This window comes from Streptomyces sp. NPDC059695 (assembly GCF_042733785.1).
Taxonomy (GTDB): domain Bacteria; phylum Actinomycetota; class Actinomycetes; order Streptomycetales; family Streptomycetaceae; genus Streptomyces.
On the sequence record NZ_JBHWFF010000005.1, the window covers coordinates 52,812 to 72,871 of the forward strand.

The following is a 20,060-nucleotide window of genomic DNA, read 5'->3' on the forward strand; positions in this document are numbered from 1 at the left end:
GCTCTGCCCCCCGACCCCCACCCAACCCCCCACCGCCACGGCCACCGCCACACCGCCCCCCCCCCCGCGGAGCCCCCCCGCCAGGGCAGGCGGCTCGCCGCCGCCGACTGACCACGCGGAAACCGGTGGAACCGGTCCCGGCCGAGGGCGATCATGAGGCCATGAGTTCTCTCGTGCGACACGTGACCATCGACTGCGCCGACGCCTACGCCCTGGCGACCTTCTGGGCGAAGGCCCTCGACTCCAAGGTCTCCGACGACGACGGGCCGGGGGACGAGGAGGCGCTCGTCGAGTCGGCCGGCGCGGGCCTCCTCTTCATCCAGGTCCCCGAGCCGAAGGCGGTGAAGAACCGCGTCCACCTCGACCTCCAGCCGCAGGACCGCACCCGCGACGAGGAGGTCGAGCGGCTGCTCGGCCTCGGCGCCACGCTCCTCGACGACCGCCGGAACGCGGACGGCACCGGCTGGGCGACCCTGGCGGACCCGGAGGGCAACGAGTTCTGCGTGGAGCGCAGCGCGGCGGAGCGCGCGGCCACCTCCTGACGGGGCCGTTCGGAGCCGGCCCTGCCGGTCCGTGGACATCCGGAGTAATCCGGACCGTGGATGTCGGGTATCCGGTGTTTCCTGGAGCCATGGGAGACACCGGAACCACCTGGCCCGCCTTCGAGGCCGCCGAGCCCGACTTCGCCGCGACCGTGCGGGAGCGCTTCGGCCAGTACACCCACCACGCCCTCGCCACCCTGCGGAAGGACGGCTCGCCCCGCCTCAGCGGCATCGAGGCCGACTTCCGGGACGGAGAGCTCTGGTTCGGCATGATGCCGAGCTCCCGCAAGGCCCTCGACCTGCGCCGCGACCCCCGGTTCTCGCTGCTCGCGAACCCGGGACCCGGCACCGACATGGGCGGCGGCGACGTCCGGATCTCCGGGCGGGCCGTCGAGATCACCGACCCGGCGGCACTGGACCGGTACGCGGCCGCGACGGGCGGGCCGCAGCCCTTCCATCTCTTCCGGGTGGAGCCGACCGAGGTCGTACGGACCTGGGTGGAGGGCGAGGAGATCGTCTTCCGCAGCTGGGCGCCGGGACGTCCGCCACGGACGATCCGGCGCGGCAACGACGACAGCCCGCCCCGCGAGGACGCCTGACCCCTGACCGGGCCGGCGCGGGTGGGACCAGAATGGGCACGTGCCGAACACAGCAAGCAAGAAGAAGACCCAGATGGGCGGGGGGCCCGAGCGGCGCCGTGAGCTCCTCGACACGGCGGCCGAGGTCTTCGCCGCCCAGGGATACAGCGCCACCACCGTCCGCAAGATCGCGGACGCCGCCGGGATGCTCGCGGGCAGCCTCTACTACCACTTCGACTCCAAGGAGTCGATGCTCGACGAGATCCTCGCCACCTTCCTGAACGAACTGTGGGAGGGGTACGACGCCGTCCTCGACGCCGGGCTCGGCCCCCGCGAGACGATCGAGGCCCTCGTCACCGAGTCCTTCCGGGAGATCGACCGGCACCGCGCCGCCGTCGCCATCTACCAGAAGGAGTCCCTGCACCTCGTCGACCTGCCCCGCTTCGGCTACCTGACCGAGTCGCAGCGCAGGTTCGAGAAGGCCTGGCTGGGCACCCTGGAGCGCGGAGTCGCCGCCGGGGTCTTCCGCGCCGACCTCGACGTCCGCCTCACCTACCGCTTCGTCCGCGACACGGTCTGGGTCGCCGCGTCCTGGTACCGGCCGGGCGGACACCACAGCCCCGAGGAGATCGCACGCCAGTACCTGTCCATGGTCCTGGACGGGATCGCCGTACGCGGTCCGGGGGCGTCCGGGCCGTCCGGGGATCGGGGGGCCGGGGCGGGAAGGTCCTGAGGCGCACTATTGTTCCGGTAGAGACATCCGGGATCCGTATCGCGTTTTCCGGGAGACAGCCGGGGCCGTATCGCGTGTTCCGGGAGAGACAGCCGGGGCCCGTATCTCGTGTTCCGGGTAGAACAGCCGGGGCCCGCATCGCGCAGGTGCGGGCCCCGGCTGTGCCGCGCACCGGCCAGGAAGGCACGAATGACCCGCTCCGAACGTCCCCAGAGGCGAGGCCCCCGCACCGCCCAGGCGAAGTCCACGTCCCAGCCGAAGGGCCCCCGCGGCGGCCGTCGTCCCGCCGCGCCCCCGCCGCCGCAGGAGTTCACTCCGCCGGAGACGGTGACGCCCGCGCTGCCGGCCGTGGCCTCCTTCGAGGACCTGGACATGCCGGCCGCGCTGCTGCGGACGCTCACCGAGCAGGGCGTCACCGAGCCCTTCCCGATCCAGGCCGCGACCCTGCCGAACTCGATCGCCGGGCGCGACGTCCTCGGCCGGGGGCGCACCGGCTCCGGCAAGACCCTCGCCTTCGGGCTCGCGCTCCTCGCCCGCACCGCGGGCCGCCGCGCCGAGCCGACCGCGCCCCTCGCGCTGGTGCTGGTGCCGACCCGCGAGCTCGCCCAGCAGGTGACCGACGCCCTCACGCCGTACGCCTCCGCGCTGCGGCTGCGGATCACCACGGTCGTCGGCGGCATGTCGATCTCCCGGCAGTCCTCGTCCCTGCGGCGCGGCGCCGAGGTCCTCATCGCCACGCCCGGGCGGCTCCACGACCTCATCGAGCGCGGTGACTGCCGCCTGGACCAGGTCGCCGTCACGGTCCTCGACGAGGCCGACCAGATGGCCGACATGGGCTTCCTGCCGCAGGTCACGAAGCTGCTCAAGCAGGTCGAGCCGGGCGGGCAGCGGCTGCTGTTCTCCGCGACCCTCGACCGGAACATCGACCGGCTGGTCAAGATGTTCCTCGACGACCCGGTCGTGCACTCGGTCGACCCCTCGGCCGGCGCCGTGACCACGATGGAGCACCACCTCCTGTACGTGGCCGACGAGACCGACAAGAAGGCCGTCACGCTGCGGATCGCGGCCCGCGACGGCCGGACGATCCTCTTCATGGACACCAAGCGGTCCGTGGACCGGATGGTCAAGCGGCTCCTCGCCAACGGCGTCCGGGCCTCCGGCCTGCACGGCGGCCGTTCGCAGCCGCAGCGCAACCGGACCCTGGACCAGTTCAAGACCGGCCAGGTCACGGCGCTCGTCGCGACGAACGTGGCGGCGCGCGGCATCCACGTCGACGACCTCGACATGGTCGTGAACGTCGACCCGCCGATCGACCACAAGGACTACCTGCACCGGGGCGGCCGCACGGCCCGCGCCGGCGAGTCCGGCAGCGTCTTCACGCTGGTCCTGCCCGAGCAGAAGCGGGACATGGGCCGGCTGATGTCGAACGCGGGCATCAGCCCCCGGACGGCGCAGATCAAGTCCAGCGACGAGGAGCTCGTCGAGCTCACCGGCGCCCGGGAGCCCTCGGGCGTCCCCGTCGTCATCGAGACCCCGCAGCCGACCCCGCCGCGCAAGCCGGCGGGAGCCGGCGGCGGCACGTCCGGCGGCCGCCGCCGTCGCCGTCCCTCCGGCTCCGGAGCGGGAAGCGGCGGTACGGGCACGGCCGCACCGGGCTCGGGCCCCGGCACCGGCACGTCCGGCGGCCGCGGGTCCGCCCCGTCCGCCGGCCGGGGCGCCGGCGCCGCGACGGGCACGGGCCGGGGTTCCGGCGCCGCGGCCGCTTCGGGCCGCGGGTCCGGTGCGGGCCGGGGCGCGGGCTCCGGTGCGGGCGCCGGCCGCGGTGCGGCGGCCGGCGGCGGCAGGGGCGGGCGTCAGGCGCCCGGCACCAGCCGTTCGCGCAGCGCCACGAGCTCCCGCAGCTCCAGGCCGAGGCCGACCGACACGTAACGGAAGAGGCTGCCGTAGGAGGTGCGGACCTGGCCGAGGGCGGTGTCCAGGTACTCCGTCCGCACCTCCTGGAGCGGCACGATCAGCTCCGGGTTCTGCATGAGCCCGCCCTGCTTCAGGCCCTCCCGCACCCGCGCGTCGTACGCGGCGCGGAAGGTGTTGGAGGCCAGGTAGTCCGCGCGGGCGGAGCCCTCGGGCACCCCGAGCAGGGTGAGCAGGAGATAGCTCGTCCAGCCGGTGCGGTCCTTGCCGGAGGTGCAGTGCAGGAGCAGCGGCCCCCGGCGGCGGTCGGCCAGGTCCCGCAGGGTGGCCGCGAGGGCGGCCCGGTTGGCCGCGTCGGTGACGAAGGTCCGGTACACCTCGCGCATGAAGGCGGCTGCCCGCCCGCCGCCGAGCATCTCCTCCTGCCGGACCGGGTCGCGGGAGCCGATCGCCGCCATCAGCTGCCCGAAGAGACCGTTGTCGGTGACGGGCCGGGCGACGCGGACCGGGCCGGCGGGCAGCCGGTCGGCGCCGTCGTTCTGGACCTCCAGCGGGATCCGCAGGTCGACCACGGTGCCGAGGCCGAGCCCGGCGAGGGTGGTGAGGTCGGCGTCGGTGAGCTTGGCGAGGTGGTCGCTCCGGTAGGCGAGGCCGTGCCGGACCCGGGCGCCGTCGTGGGTGACGTAGCCGCCGAGATCGCGGACGTTGACCGCGCCCTGGAGCGGGATCTGCCGGATGGCGTTCGCGGAGCGGGGGCGGGGACGGGCGCTCGCTTCGGCGGGCAGGGCCGAGAGCAGGGCGGCGGCACCGGTGGTGGTGAGCAGTGCGCGGCGGGACAGGGGCATGGCTGGACTCCCTTACGGACTGACGGACGTACGGCGCACAGGGCCGTACGGCTGACGGACTCGGGTGGGACAGCCGTGGGCGGACGGGCCCGCGGAACGCGCGGCCACTCTTCCATCAAACGTTAGTTAGGTGACCTGGCGGCAAGGAACGTAGCAGCCGGAACGGGTCGAGGGGGAGGGGTGTGCGGCACCCGGCGCGCGCGGGCCGCTCCCGGCTGCTCCGTGCGGCGCTGGAGGGCGGCGCGCCCGGCGCGCGGTCGCGCCCGTCAGGAGGCGGGTGATCGTCGCCGGCTCCCCGGTGGCGAACCCCTCGCGGAGCACGTGCGGCTCGCGCGGCTCGCGCGCCCGGTCGCCGAAGGGCGGGCGGGCTTCTCCGGCCGGGGCTCGACGGGCGCACGTCCACGGGATCCTCACGTCGGGGAGGATGCGGTTAACGTCCGGGGAATTGAGGGCCGTCGGGGTTCCCGACGGGGATCTACGCGCATCATCATCGCTGCCATGCGAATCCCCCCTCGATTCACCCTCGCCGGCGGTGTCGCCACCGCCCTCCTGTCCTCCCTCCTCCTCGGCGCCCCCGCCACCGCCGCACCGGCCCCCGCGCCCGCCGCCGTCGCGTCCCCGTTCGCGGCGATCGCGTCCGTCGGGGACATCTGCCTCTCGGACCTGCCCAGCCAGGCCCACGACACGCTGCGGCTGATCGACGCGGGCGGGCCCTTCCCGTACAGCCAGGACGGCGTCGTCTTCCAGAACCGGGAAGGCGTCCTGCCCGCCCACGCCTCCGGCTACTACCACGAGTACACGGTCAAGACCCCGGGCGTCCCCACCCGCGGCGCCCGCCGGATCGTGACCGGGAGCGCGGCGGACGAGGACTACTACACCTCCGACCACTACGCCACGTTCGACCTCGTCGACCACACCTGCTGACCGCAGGCGGCGCGGGCGCGGCCCCGCCCCGGTCCTCGGGACGGGGCTCCGCAGCCCCGTCCCGCGCGTCGGGCCGGGCTCGCGGCGCCCGGCCCGATCCGACGGACGGGCCTCAGCCCCGGCGCGGGGTCGTCCACTCCAGGCGCGTCCTGACCCGCGGGTCGTGGACGTGCTCCAGGGCGGCGAGCGCCGTCTCGCGCGCCGCGCCGTCCGCCTCCCCGTCCGCCAGGATCGACGCCAGCGCGTCCACGGCGCGCGGATCCTGACGGATGGCCAGACCGCGCGCCGCCTCGGCCGCGGTCTCCGGGTCGGTGTCGCCGAGCCGCTCCGCGAGCCCCTCCCGTACGAGCGGAGTGTCGTCGGGCAGCTCGGCGAGCGCCAGCGTCGCCCAGTCCCGCACCCGGGCGTCGCCGTCCCGGCTCAGCGCGAACAGCACCCCGAGCGCCTCGACGTGCCCGGCCGGCACGATCCCGGCGAGCGCCGCCGCGACCGCCCGGCGCACCACCGCGTCGGGATGCCCCGCCGCCCCGAGCAGCTCGGGCACGGCCGACGCGTCCCCGCACTCCCCGAGCGCCAGGACCGCCGAGAGCAGCGGCTCCCGCGCCGGGGGCACGGCCTCCGCCACCAGGCGCCGCAGGACCGGCACGGCGCTCGGGCCGAAGCCGGGCAGCACCCCGAGCACCCGCGCCCCGAGCGCACGGCGCAGCGGATCGCGGTAGGCGCACCATCCGGCCGCCGCCGTGAAGGTCTCCTCGTCGGCGCGGCCCGCCAGTTCGGCCACCGCCGTCGTCCAGTCGTCGAGCTCGGGGTCGCCGCAGCGCAGCGCCCGCGCCGCGAGCTCCTCGGGACCGGTCCGCAGCCCGAGCGAGGCCTCCAGGAGCGTGGAGATCGCCGCGTGACCGGTCTGGCGGTCGTCGCCGCGCCCGGGCGCCCCGTCCTCGCGCAGCAGCTCGACGACGACCGTGATGCCGCCGTCCTCCCGGACCCGGCGCACGGCCGCCTCGTACGTCTGCCCGCCCTCGTTCCCGGCGACGAGCCCGCGCCGCAGCTCGGCCGCGATGTCGGCGCCGATCCACCGCCGGGCCTCCCGCAGCGCCGCCTCCCCGGACCGCGCCCCGTGGTCGAGGAGCGCCCGCACGCAGCCGGTCGAGCCGCGCCGGGCGGCGGCGACGAGCGGGAGCAGCCCGTCCGGTCCGGGCCGGTCGGGGTCGGCGCCGTGCTCCAGGAGGACCCGGGCCGTGCCGGCGTGGCCGAGACGGAGGGCCCAGGCGAGGGCGGTGAAGCCGTACGCCTCCTCCTGGTCGGCCCGCGCGCCCGCCGCGAGCAGCGCGCGCACCACCTCGCTGTGCCCGCCGCAGGCGGCCCCGCACAGCGGGAGGTCGCCGCCGTCCTCGCCGCTGCCCCGGGAGGGGTCGGCACCGGCGGCGAGCAGCACCCGCACGATCCCGGCCTCGTCGCCGACGGCGGCCCGGTACAGCGCGGTCTCCCCGTCCTCCCGTCCCTCGGGGTCGGCCCCGCCCCGCAGGACGCGCACGGCCCCGTCCTCGTCCCCGTCCCGGATGGCGTCGAACAACGTGCTCATGCCCCGACCCTGACGCGCCGTCGGCACGTGGCGCAAATCCATTGCCGCGCGCGGTCAGCCGCCGGGCCCGGCGCCGGAACCGCTCCGGGCCTTCACCAGCCGGGCGAAGCCGTTCAGCAGACGTCGGTGGAACACGGCACGGCTCGCCCGTTCGGGAAACCTCTGAAGGAGGCGGACCCGCCGCATCCGTTTCCGGATGTCCGCGTCAGGTTCCAGGGCGAGCAGGCGGTCGAGCTCGGCCTCGTGCCCGCCCGAGGCGAGCGCCTTGAGCTTCAGGAGACGTTCGGCGGGCTCGCGGCTTCCGGCGTCGGTGACGAAGAGGGCCTCCCACTCGGGATGGTCCGGCCACCACTGAGCCGTCCAGCGCAGGGCGAACAGCCGGACGGTGTCGTCAGGGTCCGTTGCGGCGCACTGGTACAGGGTCTCGCGGACGGCGGCTTCGTGTGAGCGGTCCCGCGCAAGCGTCCGGAGGACGGCGAGACGGACGGAGGGCTGTCGGCCGTGCCGTGCGAGGTCGAGCAGCAGAGCGGCCACCGAAGGATCGTCGCTCCGCGCCTTGGCGAGGTGGGTGGCCGCCTCCGCGCGGAGGGTGTGGGCCATGCGCCCCTGCACACAGGCGACGAGAAAGTCGCGCGTGTCCTCTCCGGGGACGAGAGCGACGGCCGACAATGCGGCGCTGCGCAGCCTGAGCGCGCTCAGGCGGCCGGGTTGGCGCATCGGCGGACCATCGGGTCCGAACCGGCTCGTGAGGGCCCTCTCGGACAGGTGCCGGACGTCGTGCATCAGCATGCGGAGCTCGTCCGGACGGCTGCGCAGCCGGAGTACCAGGCTCTCTGTGACTAGGGGCGGGCGAAACGAGCTCACGAGGTCGATCAGGGGGACGTAGTGCCCGGACCGCCAGGCGGTCAGCGCCGCCTCCGCCTCGCCTTCGGGGGTCTCCTCCGCGCCGAGGCCGAGCCGCGCGAGCTCGCGCCGGTACCAGGTGGGAGAGGGCACGACGGTCGCATCGGCGTTGTCGCCTTCCGGCCCCCGCATGACGTCCACGAGGTGCTCGGCGTGGGCGCGCACCGCGTCGAACCGGTCGTGCACAGCGCGCTCCTCAAGGAAACGCAGACTGCGTTCGTCGGGGTACATGGCCGGCAGAAGGGCCAGCGCTTCTTTTCGGGGTCCTGGCGCGGGCTCCCGCAAGGCACGGTCTTGTACGAACGTCCGCAGTTCCTCGGCCCGTTCGCCGTCGACCGTCATGGAGGCAAGGGCGAGCAGCGCGCTGCTCCGTACGTGGGCATCCTCGTCGTGGAGGGCGAGGCTCTTGATCGTTTCCAGGGCGAGGGGGTCGTCGGGCCACCTCTTGCCGAGGGCGGAGAGGGCGGCGGTACGGCCCATGACCGACCCCGCGCCCGTGTAGGCGATGACAGCCGTGACGTCCCGCTGCAGGGCACAGGCGAGTTCGGTCGAAGTGGGATCGCTCAGGAACTGGCCCCACACGTGAAACCACGTCAGGTAGCGCTCGCGCCCCACCCAGTGCTCGCTGAAGGAGGCCAGGGCCGGGGCGAGGCTCTCCACCTGGAAACCCACAATCCACCAATCGGGGTAGCCGTCCCCCTCGACACCCTCCAGCCCGAGGCGGCGGGTGATCCCGTCGATCACCGTGGTGCTCTGGGTGCCGAGCACACCGATCTTCTTCACCTCGGCCAGCGTGCGGAGCGCCAGGGTGAGCCACTCGACCGGGGCGCCGACGGCCGCCTGGACGAGGCCGTCCACCAGCGTCCCGGTGTCGCGCTCGCGCAGCTGGCCGGCCAGCAGCAGGATCACCTCGTGCCAGGTCGTGTCCCGTGCCCGGGGCAGGAGGACGTCGCCGACTAGGGCCTCAGGGGTCCACTCGCGTTCGTGTTCGTAGCGGTGCACGATGTCTGCCGCGGCGAGGTACTCCAGGAACGTGCGGTGGACGAAGCCCCAGGCACCGCCTCCGTAGCGGGCGAGGATGAAGTTGCGTTCCCGCAGCTGCTGGACCATGGCGCGGGCCGCTCGGCGTGCGACGCCCGGCGGAATGTCGCAGAGCTGCAGGTACTGGCGGAAGACGTCCTCGATGTCGCCCTCCGGCACATAGTTGCCCGAGATCCCGCCGGCCCCCTCCTGCATCCTGCGGGCGAGCAGCCTGAGCATCTCCAGGCGCTCGCCCTGCCCCAGGGTGTCGAGGGCGTCGGCGACCGCGCCCGACAGATGGGTCGTGAGGTGCTTGGCGTCCCGATCCCAGCGGGCGACGAGCACCGTGACGGCGTGCTGGTACACCCCGTGCCGATCGCGGGGGAGGGTCTGGCGGCGGCCAAGGATGGCGAGGATGGTCAGCAGGAGGGGGTTTCCGGCCAGCTCCCGCACGGACGCCGAATGGGCCACGGCGTCCTTGAAGCGGGTGAAGAGCTGCTGTGCGAGGGCCGGCTGCTCGGGGCACGCCGTGGTGAACCACTTCCGTGCGAAGGAGTGGATCCTGGGCGTGTCCAGGTCCTGGATCATGTAGTGGCCGAAGCCCGCCCCATCGAGGGACTGCCGCTGGTAGCCGACGACGCGTGACGTGACGACGACGCGGCAGCGCTGGTGGCGGGCGGTGAAACCGGCGATCCGGCGGGCCGTCTCCGCCCTGAACTCGGGGTCGAAGATCTCGTCGAGTCCGTCGAAGACCATCAGGACGCGGCCCTCCCCGAGGAGCCGCGACAGGACGGGCTCGGGGAGTGCCATCCCCTCGGTGGCGTACAGGTGGACGAGGAACTCCTCGAACGTCTTCTGACGCCAGGCGGGCTGCGCGTACTGCCTGAGCTCGATGACGAGCGGCACACTCCCCGAGAGGGGCGTCAGGTGTCCGCCGGGGGCGGGGGCGCCGGTGAGGGCCAGTGCGAGGTAGTGCGCGAGGGTGGACTTGCCCGCCCCGGGATCGCCCAGCAGGACGACGCGGCGGTTCTCCTCCCGGGCGAGGACGTCCAGGACGTGTTCCGAAGGCCGTTGACGGTACTGCTCGACCAGTTCGTCGAGCCGGTCGAGGTCGAGGCCGGGCGGGAGCTCGCCGCCGGCCACGAGCTCCTGGCCCGCGAGGAGCTTCGCCATGAGTTCGCGGGACAGTTCCACCGGCGGGGGGTCGGCCCGCACGGTCGGGACGATGAAGACCTCGCGCAGTTCGACATGCTGCTGCACGCTCTGGTCGTTGTCAGGGGTCAGCACCTCCAGATCGAGCCGTGCGTACGACTCGCGGACCCGGCGCGCGTAGGTCTCCACCGCGTGTGCGAGGGCGGGTTCGTCCTTCCCGCGGTTCCGGCCGCCGGTGCCCCCGCCCGCTTCCAGCACGTGCACCAGACGGTCGTGGCGGCTCCGCCACAGCCCGCTCTCCACCAGCGCGCGGGGCACCGGGGCGGAAGCGGGTGCGCACCGGACGCAGGCGTCCAGGAAGGCGGTCACGGACTCCCATTCGGGAGCTCTGACGAAGTCCGCGTTCAGTAGGCGGCCCACCTTGGTGCTGCTGAGGGCGTGGCCCGTACGCCCGCCGGACACGCGGCTGCTGGTCGCCAGCCGGTCCGCACTGGGCTTGCCAGCGGCCCTGTGCACCTCGCGCAGCCAGTCGGCGAATTGTCGTTGAGCCTCGTTCCCGCGGTCCATCGAAGCCCCCTGCCCCTCGGAACACGACGACGGGGCCCGCGCCGCGGCCCGGTCGCCCCGGATCCCCCCGGGGCGCCCCGGATTCCGGGCCTCAGGGTATGCCGCGGCCTGCGGCGGCGTCAGGGCTTGGATCACTTTCGCCCGGGTCGCACCGGCAGCGCGCGGGGCGCTGGAGCGTACCCCCCGTTCCCGAGTGCCGCCCCGACGAATGGAGTGCCCGATGCCCGCCGGTCCCCGACCCGAGCCCACCGTTTCCTTCCTCACCGAGGGTCTCCACGTCCTCGGCCCCGTCGGCCTGCTGGTGCTCGCCGCCGCCTTGATGGTGTTCGCCGGAGTCGTCCTGCCGACGATCTGGTCGCGCCACGCCTACCGCCGCTCCGCGGCCCGCAGCACCATGAACACCCTTCTGAAGGCGGTGCGGCGGATCTACCCGTTCTGACCGGATGTCACGGACGAGGGGCGCTCCGAAGGCGGGGCGTCCCTCACGTCGCGCACTCCAGGACCGACCCGCAGACCCCGCAGCGGGCCCGCAGTGACCGTCCGGCGGGGACCCTCAGGCGTTGGAGGCAGACCGGGCAGGGGAAGGAGACGCCGGTGGCCGGCGCGCCGCCCTCGAAGGCGTACGGGGCGTCCTCGGCGGCCCTGCCCCGGCGCCGCTCCCAGCCGTACCGGCGCCGCTCGGCCCAGCCCGCCGCGGCCAGCGGGGGCGCGGTCCGCTCGCGTGCGGCCTCCGCCCGGCCCCGTACCCACGCCTCGTACGCCACCGCGCTGGTGAACCACGGCGAGGGGTCCTCGCCGAAGACCGCGGCCCGCTTGGCGAGGACGTAGCCGAACTCCTCCGGCGTCAGATAGCCGAGCTTCTGGCTCTCGACGCCGTCCCGCCGGTAGGCGTCGAGCAGCAGCCAGCCGGCGCCCAGGTAGGCCGTGGTCACATCGGTGAGGACCTCGTTCTCGGCGGTGGAGGGGAAGCCGAGGCCGAGCCGGTGCAGCAGCACGTGGGTGATCTCGTGGGCGAGGGCCGCGCCGATGTCCCGGCGGCGGGTCCGGAAGCGGTCGTTGAGCTCCACGAAGTACTCCGGGCCCGCCGTGAGCTCGACGGCCGCCGCGTACTCCATCGGCCGGAAGCTCACCACGATGCGCGCCTCGGGCAGCCGCAGGTGCCGGACGAGGGCGCCGGCCACCCGCTGGGTGCCGAGGTGGAGGTCCTCGTCGTCGCCGAGGGCGACGTCGTCGGCGGTCACGCTGGACGGGTAGCGGTCCACTCCGTCGGGGGAGAGGCGGCGGTAGAGCGCGGTGAGCGAGGCCCGCACCGTGGCGCGGTGCGGAAAGCCGTGGATGACACGGTCGGCCTCATGACGGTTCGGCATGCCGGATCCCCCCTCGGTTCCACTGTACGGTCCCTCCACCGGATCTGGCCGAAAAGGCTTTCTTGTGGCGGCAGTTGAGCGCTGTCCATAATCCGGACATGCCTTGACGAGCGCATGTCATTGCGGTGGGTCCCCGCCCACCCGGCACGGCCCGTCGAGACCGACCCCCCACGAGAGAAGGAAGACACGTGAAGCAGAACCGCATGGTCCGTGCCCTCCAGAAGCTGGCAGCGGCCGGCGCCGTCGTCCTGGCGGCCGTCTCCCTCCAGCCCACCACCACCGCCTCCGCCGCCCCGGCCCCCGTCGTCGGAGGCACCCGCGCCGCCCAGGGCGAGTTCCCCTGGATGGTCAGGCTCTCCATGGGCTGTGGCGGCTCCCTGATCAGCCCTCAGGTCGTCCTCACCGCCGCCCACTGTGTGAGCGGCTCCGGCAACAACACCAGCATCACCGCCACCGCCGGAGTCGTGGACCTCCAGTCCGGCAGCGCCGTCAAGGTCAAGTCGACCAAGGTCCTCCAGGCCCCCGGCTACAACGGCCAGGGCAAGGACTGGGCCCTGATCAAGCTCGCCAACCCGATCACCTCGGTGCCCAACCTGAAGATCGCCGACACCACCGCCTACAACAGCGGCACCTTCACCGTGGCCGGCTGGGGCGCCGCCCGCGAAGGCGGCGCACAGCAGCGCTACCTGCTCAAGGCGAACGTCCCCTTCGTCTCGGACGCCTCCTGCCAGACCTCCTACGGCAGCGACCTCGTCCCGGCCGAGGAGATCTGCGCCGGCTACAGCCAGGGCGGCGTCGACACCTGCCAGGGCGACTCCGGCGGCCCGATGTTCCGCAAGGACAACAACGGCGCCTGGATCCAGGTCGGCATCGTGAGCTGGGGCGAGGGCTGCGCCCGCGCCGGCTACCCCGGCGTCTACACGGAGGTCTCGACCTTCGCCGCCGCCATCACCTCCGCGGCCGCCACGCTGTAGCGGACCCCCGGAAGGGTGCGCCGTCCCACGGCGGCGCACCACCCCCCACGTGCCCCGGAGCGGCCTCGGCTCCGGGGCACCCCGCCGTCTCGGACGACGTCCGGCTCCGCTGCGGACGGCGCCTCGCCGTCTCGGGCGATGTCCGGCTCCGTCGTGGACGGCACCCCGTCGTGGACGGCGCCCCGTCGTCTCAGGCCACGTCCGGCTCCGTCGAGGCAGGCGCCCCGTCGTCCCGGACCACGTCCAGCTCCACCGAGGACGGCGCCCCGCCCTCCAGCTCCAGGACCCACACCTCGTTCGCGCCCTCCCGCAGCACCGGACCCGGCACGAACAGCGCCTCCTGCGGGCCCGCCGCCCAGTAGCGGCCCAGGCAGAAGCCGTTCACCCACACGAAGCCGCGCGTCCCGCCCGGCAGCCGCAGCCACGCGTCGCCGGCCCCGGCCACGTCGAGCGTCCCCCGGCCCAGGCCCGGACCACCGTGATCCGGCCCGAACGGCACCTTGCCGACCGCCTCCGCCTCGAAGGCGTCCAGCCGCAGCCCCCGGGCCCGTACCCCGTGCAGGTACTGCCGCTCGTGCCGCACCCCGCCGGTGATCCCCTTCGGCTCCGCCAGACGCGGCCCGTAGTTGACCCGCCCCAGCGACTCCACCCAGAGGTCCACCCGCGCGGGACCCGCCACCTGCCCGGGAAGTACCGCGTCCTCCCCGTCCGAGGTGTCCAGCACCCCCGCCGGCCGCCCGTCCACGCACACCACCGCCCGGTCCCGCAGCCCCGTCACGCCCAGCGGATACGGCTGCCGGGGACCCGGCACCGCCACCCGGTAGCGGACCACACCCCGGTCCACGCCGAGCTCCTCGAAGGTCGGCGGCACCGGCGTCACCGTCTCCTCGCCGCCGAGCACCTCGAGGACCGCGTCCAGGGACGCGAAGCCGTCGAGCACACCGGAGACCGGCGCCCCGAGCCGGGCCGGCGGCTCCGGCACCTCCGGCAGCGGCCCCTCCGCGTACGCCGCGAGCACCTCGCGGAAGGCCCGGAACTTCTCCGTGGGACGCCCCGCCTCGTCCACCGGCGCGTCGTAGTCGTACGAGGTCACCGTCGGCCGCAGCGGACCGTCGTGCAGCTCACCGTCCCGGTTCGCCCCCGCCCAGCCGCCGAAGTTCGACCCGCCGTGCGCCATGTACACGTTGACCGAGGCCCCGCACTCCAGGATCTCCCGCAGCGCCGCGGCCGCGTCCCCCGCCTCCCGCACCGCGTGCTCCGTGCCCCAGTGGTCGAACCAGCCGCACCAGAACTCCATGCACATCAGCGGCCCCGACGGCCGGTGCCGCCGCAGCGTCGCGAAACCCTCCCGCGCCCCCGAGCCGAAGTTCGCCGTCGCGAGCACCCCCGGCACCGAACCGCCCGTGAGCATGTGGTCCTCGGGCCCGTCCGAGGTGAACAGCGGCACGCTCACCCCGCAGCTCCGGAGCAGCTCCGCCATCCACTCCAGATACGCCAGGTCGCTCCCGTAACTCCCGTACTCGTTCTCCACCTGCACCAGCACCACCGGACCGCCCCGGTCCACCTGCCGCTCCACCACCTGGGGCAGCAGCCGCCGGAACCAGGCCTCCACCGGCGCCAGGAAATCCGGGTCGAGGGTCCGCACCCGCCGCCCCAGGGGGCCCGTCAGCCAGTGCGGGAGCCCGCCGTTCTCCCACTCGGCGCAGATGTACGGCCCCGGGCGCACGATCGCCCGCATCCCGGCCCGCCCCACCGCGTCCAGGAACCGGCCGAGCGCCTCCGGGTCCGCGTACCGGCCCGGCTCCGGCTCGTGCAGGTTCCACGGGACGTACGTCTCGACGCAGTCCAGCCCCATCGCGCGCAGCATCCCGAGCCGGTGCTCCCAGTGCCCCTCGTGCACCCGGAAGTAGTGCAGCGCCCCCGAGAGGAGGCGCACCGGCCGCCCGTCGAGCAGAAAGTCCTCGTCACCCACAGCGAACGTGCTCATGGCCTCACCCTGGCCCCCTGGCGGAGGGACGGTCCATGGACAAAGATCGTCGCAGTTTGGACGTTACGGAGAGGCCCGGCGATGTACCACACCTGGATGCGCTATTTCACGCCCAGCCCCGTCCACCACCGCCTCGGCCTCGTCTGCCTCGGCGTCGGACTCCAGCACGGCACCCTGCCCACCGTCGGCCCGCGCACCCTCGACCACCACGTCGCCGTCGTCGTCTCCGCCGGCACCGGCTGGTACCGGGGCGCCGACGGACGCCGCACCACCGTCACCGCCCCCGCCCTCATCTGGCTCACCCCCGGCACCCCCCACCACTACTCCGCCGACCCCGGCACCGGCTGGGACGAGGCCTTCGTCGACTTCACCGGACCCGCCACCGCCACCTACACCGAACTCGGCTACATCGAGCCCGACCGGCCCGTCGTCCCGCTCTCCGACGCCGCCCCCGCCCGCGCCGCCATCGGCCGGATCGCCCGCGCCGCCCGCCCCGGCAACCCCCTCCTGGAGGTCGAGACCGGCGCCGCCGTCCACGAGCTGCTCGTCGCCCTGCGCCGCGCCCGCGCCGACACCAACGCCGACGGAGACCCCGTCCTCGCCGCCCTCGCCCGGGACGCCTTCCAGCCGCTCTCCGTCGCCGAGCACGCCGCCCGCCACGGCATGACCGCCGCCGAGCTGCGCAGCGCCGTCCGCCGCGCGGCCGGCTGCAGCCCCAAGGACTACCTGCTCACCGTCCGCCTCGGCCGCGCCAAGGAACTCCTCGCCGCCACCGAGCTGCCCGTCGCCGCCGTCGCCCGCCGCGTCGGCTACGACGACCCCGCCTACTTCTCCCGGCTCTTCACCCGCCGGGTCGGCACCGCGCCCATCCGCTTCCGCGAGCAGCAGGGGCGGTCCGTGCACGGCGGCTGGAGCAACAGCGTTCCGGATCCCGAACACCCGCCCACCATCGCCCCGAGATCCGTCTAAGCTCGCAGATCATGAGCGACACCAGTGCCATCGACCCGAACGTCACCGCCGAGCTGACCCGGCTGCGCGAAAGCATCGACAACATCGACGCGGCGGTCGTGCACATGCTCGCCGAGCGCTTCAAGTGCACCCAGCAGGTCGGCGTCCTCAAGGCCGAGCACCAGCTCCCGCCCGCCGACCCCGGCCGCGAGGCCCGCCAGATCGCCCGGCTGCGGGAACTCGCCGAGAGCGCGAAACTGGACCCGGCCTTCGCGGAGAAGCTCCTCAACTTCATCATCGCCGAGGTCATCCGGCACCACGAGACGATTGCGGACGGAGCACGCTGATGGGCCGCGTCACGGTCTTCACCCTCGGAGGCACCATCTCCGCCCGAGGCGGTGACGCCGCCCGCATGACCGGCCAGGAGGTCCTCGCCGGGCTCGGAGCACCCGAGGACGTCGTCCTGCGGGACTTCCGCCGCATCCCCAGCTCCACCCTCTCCTTCGAGGACCTCGCGGCCCTCGCCGACGAGGTGCGGGGGGCCGTCGCCGGCGGCTCCGGCGTCGTCGTCGTCCAGGGCACCGACACCCTGGAGGAGACCGCCTTCCTCCTCGACCTGCTCTGCACCACCGAACAGCCCATCGCCGTCACCGGCGCCATGCGCCGCCCCGACCTGCCCGGCGCCGACGGCCCCGCCAACCTCGCCGCCGCGCTCGCCGTCGCCGCCGACCCCGCCTGCCGGAACCTCGGCGTCCTCGTCGTCCTCGCCGACGAGATCCACGCCGCCCGCCTCGCCCGCAAGACCCACACCACCTCCGTCGCCACCTTCGCCTCACCCGGCGCCGGCCCCCTCGGCGCCGTCGTCGAGGGCGAACCCCGGATCCTGCTCCGCCCCGCCGCCCCCACCGCGCTCTGCCCGCTGAAGCTCGACCCGTCCGTACGCGTCGCCCTGGTGACCCTCTCCCTCGGCGACCGCGGCGAACTCCTCGACGCCGTCGACCACCGCTTCCAGGGCCTCGTCGTCGCCGCCTTCGGCGGCGGACACGCCCCCGCGGCGCTCGTCGAGCCCCTCGCCGAGATCGCCCGGCGCATCCCCGTCGTCCTCGCCTCCCGCACGGGCGGCGGCGCGACCCTCACGGACACCTACCGCAGCCCCGGCTCCGAATACGACCTGCTGCACCACGGACTCGTCCCGGCCGGCCCCCTCGACCCCGCCAAGGCCCGCATCCTGCTCCACACCCTGATCTCCAGCGGCGCCGCAGGACCCACCGGCTACGACCGCCCCCGCATCGCCGCCGCCTTCGCCCACCTGAACGGATCCGGGCTGGCCTGACGGCCCGAGCTCCCTCCACCCCCTGCCCCGGGACCGGGCGATCGGGCAGCATAGGGCCCATGTCCGTACTGACGCGCGACGAAGCGCAGACCCGTGCCCAGCTCCTCGACGTCCACCACTACCGCGTGGACCTCGACCTCACCACCGGCGACGAGACCTTCCGGTCACGCAGCACCATCCGCTTCACGGCCCGCGCCGCGGGGGACACCTTCGTCGAGCTCAAGCCCGAGACACTGCACTCCGCCCTCCTCGACAACGTGCCGCTCGACATCACCGCCCTCGACGGCAACCGGCTCCCGCTGACCCTCACCGAGGGCGAGCACACCCTCCGCATCAGCACCACCATGCGGTACTCCCGCACCGGCGAGGGCATGCACCGCTTCACCGACCCCACCGACGGCGAGTCGTACGTCTACACCCAGCTCTTCATGGAGGACGTCCAGCGCGTCTTCGCCGCCTTCGACCAGCCCGACCTGAAGGCCGTCTTCGAACTGAGCGTCACCGCACCCGAGGGCTGGACCGTCCTCGCCAACGGCATCACCGAACAGCGGCCCGACGGACGCTGGCAGGCCGCCCCCACCCCGCTGCTCTCCACCTACTTCGTCTGCGTCGCCGCCGGCCCCTGGCACACCGTCCGCACCGAGCACGCCGGCCTGCCCTTCGGCATCCACTGCCGCCGCTCCCTCGCCCCCCACCTCGACGCCGACGCCGACGAGATCCTCGCCGTCACCAAGGCCTGCTACGACCGCTACCACGAGAAGTTCGACGAGCCCTACCCCTTCGACTCGTACGACCAGGCCTTCGTGCCCGAGTTCAACGCCGGCGCCATGGAGAACCCCGGACTCGTCACCTTCCGCGACGAGTTCGTCTTCCGCTCCGCCGTCACCGTCACCGAGCGCCAGACCCGCGCCATGGTCATCGCCCACGAGATGGCCCACATGTGGTTCGGCGACCTCGTCACCCTCCGCTGGTGGGACGACATCTGGCTCAACGAGTCCTTCGCCGAGTACATGGGCTTCCAGACCGTCAACGAAGCCTGCTCCGACCTCTTCCCCGACACCTGGATCGACTTCGGCGTCACCCGCAAGTCCTGGGGGTACGAGGCGGACCAGCGCCCCTCCACCCACCCCGTCGCCCCCGACCCCGAAGCCGTCCCCGACACCGCCTCCGCCCTCCTCAACTTCGACGGCATCTCCTACGCCAAGGGCGCCTCCGCCCTGCGCCAGCTCGTCGCCTGGCTCGGCGAGGAGGACTTCCTCGCCGGCATCAACATCCACTTCAAGCGCCACAAGTTCGGCAACGCCACCCTCGCCGACTTCATCGACAACCTGGCCGCCGCCACCGACCGCGACGTCCACGCCTGGGCCGAGCAGTGGCTGCGCACCACCGGCGTCGACACCCTCACCCCCCGCCTGGAGGGCGAGGGCACCCAGTGGCGGCTCCACGTCGACCGCGACGGCAGCCGCCCGCACCGGATCCGCGCCGGGATCTACGACCGGCAGCCCGACGGTGAACTCGCCCTGCGCCAGCGCCTCGAACTCGACGTCCCCCAGGAAGCGCCCGCCGAGCTCACCGGCCCGCGCCCCGCCCTCGTCGTCCTCAACGACGGCGACCTGACCTACGCCAAGCTCCGCTTCGACGAGGTCTCCGAGGAGACCGCCCTGCGCGGCCTCTCCCGCATCCCCGACGCCCTCACCCGGGCCGTCGTCTGGAACGCCCTGCGCGACATGGTCCGCGACGGCGACCTCGACCCGGCCGCCTACCTCGACGTCGCCCTCGCGCACCTGCCCGAGGAGACCGAACTCGCCCTCGTCCAGGGCGTCCTCGGCTTCGCCCGCACCCAGATCGCCGACCGGTACACCCCCGAGGCGGAGCGCCCCGCCGCCCTCGCCACGATCGGCGAGATCGCCCGCGCCCTGCTGCGCCGCACCGAGGACGGCGAGGCCCCGGGCCTCCGCCTCACCGCCGTCCGCGCCTGCGTCGACAGCGCCACCACCCCCGACAAGATCGCCTCCTGGCTGGACGAGGGCACCGTCCACGGCGGCCCGGAGCTCGACCCCGAGCTGCGCTGGCGGATCCTCGCCCGCCTCGCCGTCCTCGGCGCCACAGAGGAGACCGTGATCGCCGCCGAACTGGAACGCGACCCGAGCGCCACGGGCCAGGAGGGAGCGGCCCGCTGCCGGGCCTCCCTCCCGGACCCGGAGGCCAAGGCCGCGGCCTGGTCGGCCCTGTTCGACTCCGACGACCTCTCCAACTACCTCTTCACCGCCACCGCCCAGGGCTTCTGGCAGCCCGAACAGAGCGCGCTGGTACGGGAGTACGTGCCCCGCTTCTACGAGGCGGCCGTCGCGCTCGGCGACCGGCGGGGGCCCGCGATGGCCGAGGCGGCCGGGCGCTACGCGTTCCCCGCGTACGCGATCGACCCGGAGTCGCTGGCGCTGGGCGAGTCCCACCTCACGTCGGACGCGATGATCCCGGCGCTGCACCGCAAGCTCGTCGACCAACTGGACGACCTGCACCGCGCCCTGAAGATCCGCACGACCTGACGGCCCCGCCGTGGGCTGCGCCCCGCCCGCTGTGGGCCCGCGCCCACCCCGTTGTGGGCAATCGTTCCGCAGGGCGGAACGGGTGGGCACAACGGAACGGCGCCCTTGCCGGCGCCAGAGGCTGTACCGCCTGAACCCGCACCGCCAG

General features: G+C 74.0%; 16 protein-coding genes. 11 read left to right on the forward strand and 5 right to left on the reverse strand.

Features of this window, described 5'->3' with window-relative positions; all coding sequences use genetic code 11:
• Window positions 1–161: 161 nt before the first annotated feature.
• The 4 genes from ACFV2S_RS08195 (at window position 162) to ACFV2S_RS08210 (ending at window position 3,782) form a co-directional block, all read left to right on the forward strand.
• Window positions 162–542 (forward strand): VOC family protein, encoded by a 381-nt coding sequence (locus ACFV2S_RS08195; protein ID WP_385555372.1) that lies wholly within the window; start codon window positions 162–164, stop codon window positions 540–542.
• 89 nt (window positions 543–631) lie between these two features.
• Window positions 632–1,141 (forward strand): pyridoxamine 5'-phosphate oxidase family protein, encoded by a 510-nt coding sequence (locus tag ACFV2S_RS08200; RefSeq protein WP_385555374.1) that lies wholly within the window; start codon window positions 632–634, stop codon window positions 1,139–1,141.
• Window positions 1,142–1,214: 73 nt separating this feature from the next.
• Window positions 1,215–1,853: a TetR/AcrR family transcriptional regulator gene (locus ACFV2S_RS08205; RefSeq protein ID WP_383794353.1), complete on the forward strand. Its 639-nt coding sequence runs from the start codon at window positions 1,215–1,217 to the stop codon at window positions 1,851–1,853.
• Between the two features lie 189 nt (window positions 1,854–2,042).
• Window positions 2,043–3,782 carry a DEAD/DEAH box helicase gene (locus ACFV2S_RS08210; protein WP_385555376.1) on the forward strand — a complete coding sequence of 580 codons (1,740 nt, stop codon included), beginning with the start codon at window positions 2,043–2,045 and terminating at the stop codon, window positions 3,780–3,782.
• Here the strand turns inward: ACFV2S_RS08210 and ACFV2S_RS08215 are convergent.
• Window positions 3,707–4,609: a tyrosine-protein phosphatase gene (locus ACFV2S_RS08215; RefSeq protein WP_385555378.1), complete on the reverse strand. Its 903-nt coding sequence runs from the start codon at window positions 4,607–4,609 to the stop codon at window positions 3,707–3,709. The genes ACFV2S_RS08210 and ACFV2S_RS08215 overlap by 76 nt on opposite strands.
• A 498-nt stretch (window positions 4,610–5,107) precedes the next feature.
• Between ACFV2S_RS08215 and ACFV2S_RS08220 the strand changes: the two genes are divergently transcribed.
• Window positions 5,108–5,533 carry a ribonuclease gene (locus ACFV2S_RS08220; protein ID WP_385555380.1) on the forward strand — a complete coding sequence of 142 codons (426 nt, stop codon included), beginning with the start codon at window positions 5,108–5,110 and terminating at the stop codon, window positions 5,531–5,533.
• 112 nt (window positions 5,534–5,645) lie between these two features.
• On the opposite strand, the gene ACFV2S_RS08225 is transcribed toward ACFV2S_RS08220, so the two are convergent.
• Both ACFV2S_RS08225 and ACFV2S_RS08230 read right to left on the reverse strand, forming a co-directional pair.
• Entirely contained in the window at window positions 5,646–7,115 is a 1,470-nt protein-coding gene (locus ACFV2S_RS08225; protein WP_385555382.1) for an ankyrin repeat domain-containing protein, read from the reverse strand.
• Window positions 7,116–7,169: 54 nt separating this feature from the next.
• Window positions 7,170–10,757 carry an NACHT domain-containing protein gene (locus ACFV2S_RS08230; RefSeq protein WP_385555384.1) on the reverse strand — a complete coding sequence of 1,196 codons (3,588 nt, stop codon included), beginning with the start codon at window positions 10,755–10,757 and terminating at the stop codon, window positions 7,170–7,172.
• Between the two features lie 220 nt (window positions 10,758–10,977).
• Here ACFV2S_RS08230 and ACFV2S_RS08235 point away from each other — a divergent pair, with 220 nt between their 5' ends.
• Window positions 10,978–11,196 carry a hypothetical protein gene (locus tag ACFV2S_RS08235; protein ID WP_385555386.1) on the forward strand — a complete coding sequence of 73 codons (219 nt, stop codon included), beginning with the start codon at window positions 10,978–10,980 and terminating at the stop codon, window positions 11,194–11,196.
• A gap of 43 nt (window positions 11,197–11,239) precedes the next feature.
• On the opposite strand, the gene ACFV2S_RS08240 is transcribed toward ACFV2S_RS08235, so the two are convergent.
• Window positions 11,240–12,124, reverse strand: a complete 885-nt coding sequence (locus ACFV2S_RS08240; protein ID WP_385555388.1) for a hypothetical protein — start codon at window positions 12,122–12,124, stop codon at window positions 11,240–11,242.
• A 203-nt stretch (window positions 12,125–12,327) separates the two neighbouring features.
• On the opposite strand from ACFV2S_RS08240, the gene ACFV2S_RS08245 reads away from it, so the two are divergent.
• On the forward strand, window positions 12,328–13,098 hold the full coding sequence (locus tag ACFV2S_RS08245) for a S1 family peptidase (RefSeq protein ID WP_385555736.1): 771 nt from the start codon (window positions 12,328–12,330) through the stop codon (window positions 13,096–13,098).
• Window positions 13,099–13,288: 190 nt separating this feature from the next.
• Here ACFV2S_RS08245 and ACFV2S_RS08250 read toward each other — a convergent pair whose 3' ends face one another.
• Window positions 13,289–15,085 carry a beta-galactosidase family protein gene (locus ACFV2S_RS08250; protein WP_385555390.1) on the reverse strand — a complete coding sequence of 599 codons (1,797 nt, stop codon included), beginning with the start codon at window positions 15,083–15,085 and terminating at the stop codon, window positions 13,289–13,291.
• Between the two features lie 81 nt (window positions 15,086–15,166).
• Between ACFV2S_RS08250 and ACFV2S_RS08255 the strand changes: the two genes are divergently transcribed.
• From ACFV2S_RS08255 to pepN, 4 genes are read left to right on the forward strand one after another with little or no spacing between them, the layout of a single operon-like run.
• On the forward strand, window positions 15,167–16,054 hold the full coding sequence (locus ACFV2S_RS08255) for an AraC family transcriptional regulator (protein WP_385555392.1): 888 nt from the start codon (window positions 15,167–15,169) through the stop codon (window positions 16,052–16,054).
• An 11-nt stretch (window positions 16,055–16,065) separates the two neighbouring features.
• The gene (locus ACFV2S_RS08260; protein ID WP_383797910.1) at window positions 16,066–16,380 is read left to right on the forward strand and encodes a chorismate mutase; all 315 of its coding nucleotides are present in this window, start codon (window positions 16,066–16,068) and stop codon (window positions 16,378–16,380) included.
• Entirely contained in the window at window positions 16,380–17,366 is a 987-nt protein-coding gene (locus tag ACFV2S_RS08265; RefSeq protein ID WP_385555394.1) for an asparaginase, read from the forward strand. Before ACFV2S_RS08260 ends, ACFV2S_RS08265 begins: the two co-directional genes overlap by 1 nt.
• A gap of 59 nt (window positions 17,367–17,425) precedes the next feature.
• A complete protein-coding gene (gene pepN / locus ACFV2S_RS08270; RefSeq protein WP_385555396.1) occupies window positions 17,426–19,912 on the forward strand; it encodes an aminopeptidase N in 2,487 nt (828 codons plus the stop codon).
• Window positions 19,913–20,060: the final 148 nt, after the last annotated feature.

Coding starts and splice junctions, on each gene's coding strand:
- ACFV2S_RS08205 (WP_383794353.1), top strand. CDS start 1,215: ATGGGCGGGGGGCCCGAGCGGCGCCGTGAGCTCCTCGACACGGCGGCC.
- ACFV2S_RS08215 (WP_385555378.1), bottom strand. CDS start 4,609: ATGCCCCTGTCCCGCCGCGCACTGCTCACCACCACCGGTGCCGCCGCC.
- ACFV2S_RS08250 (WP_385555390.1), bottom strand. CDS start 15,085: ATGAGCACGTTCGCTGTGGGTGACGAGGACTTTCTGCTCGACGGGCGG.
- ACFV2S_RS08265 (WP_385555394.1), top strand. CDS start 16,380: ATGGGCCGCGTCACGGTCTTCACCCTCGGAGGCACCATCTCCGCCCGA.
- ACFV2S_RS08245 (WP_385555736.1), top strand. CDS start 12,328: ATGGTCCGTGCCCTCCAGAAGCTGGCAGCGGCCGGCGCCGTCGTCCTG.
- ACFV2S_RS08210 (WP_385555376.1), top strand. CDS start 2,043: ATGACCCGCTCCGAACGTCCCCAGAGGCGAGGCCCCCGCACCGCCCAG.
- pepN (WP_385555396.1), top strand. CDS start 17,426: ATGTCCGTACTGACGCGCGACGAAGCGCAGACCCGTGCCCAGCTCCTC.
- ACFV2S_RS08230 (WP_385555384.1), bottom strand. CDS start 10,757: ATGGACCGCGGGAACGAGGCTCAACGACAATTCGCCGACTGGCTGCGC.
- ACFV2S_RS08260 (WP_383797910.1), top strand. CDS start 16,066: ATGAGCGACACCAGTGCCATCGACCCGAACGTCACCGCCGAGCTGACC.
- ACFV2S_RS08225 (WP_385555382.1), bottom strand. CDS start 7,115: ATGAGCACGTTGTTCGACGCCATCCGGGACGGGGACGAGGACGGGGCC.
- ACFV2S_RS08220 (WP_385555380.1), top strand. CDS start 5,108: ATGCGAATCCCCCCTCGATTCACCCTCGCCGGCGGTGTCGCCACCGCC.
- ACFV2S_RS08240 (WP_385555388.1), bottom strand. CDS start 12,124: ATGCCGAACCGTCATGAGGCCGACCGTGTCATCCACGGCTTTCCGCAC.
- ACFV2S_RS08235 (WP_385555386.1), top strand. CDS start 10,978: ATGCCCGCCGGTCCCCGACCCGAGCCCACCGTTTCCTTCCTCACCGAG.
- ACFV2S_RS08200 (WP_385555374.1), top strand. CDS start 632: ATGGGAGACACCGGAACCACCTGGCCCGCCTTCGAGGCCGCCGAGCCC.
- ACFV2S_RS08195 (WP_385555372.1), top strand. CDS start 162: ATGAGTTCTCTCGTGCGACACGTGACCATCGACTGCGCCGACGCCTAC.
- ACFV2S_RS08255 (WP_385555392.1), top strand. CDS start 15,167: ATGTACCACACCTGGATGCGCTATTTCACGCCCAGCCCCGTCCACCAC.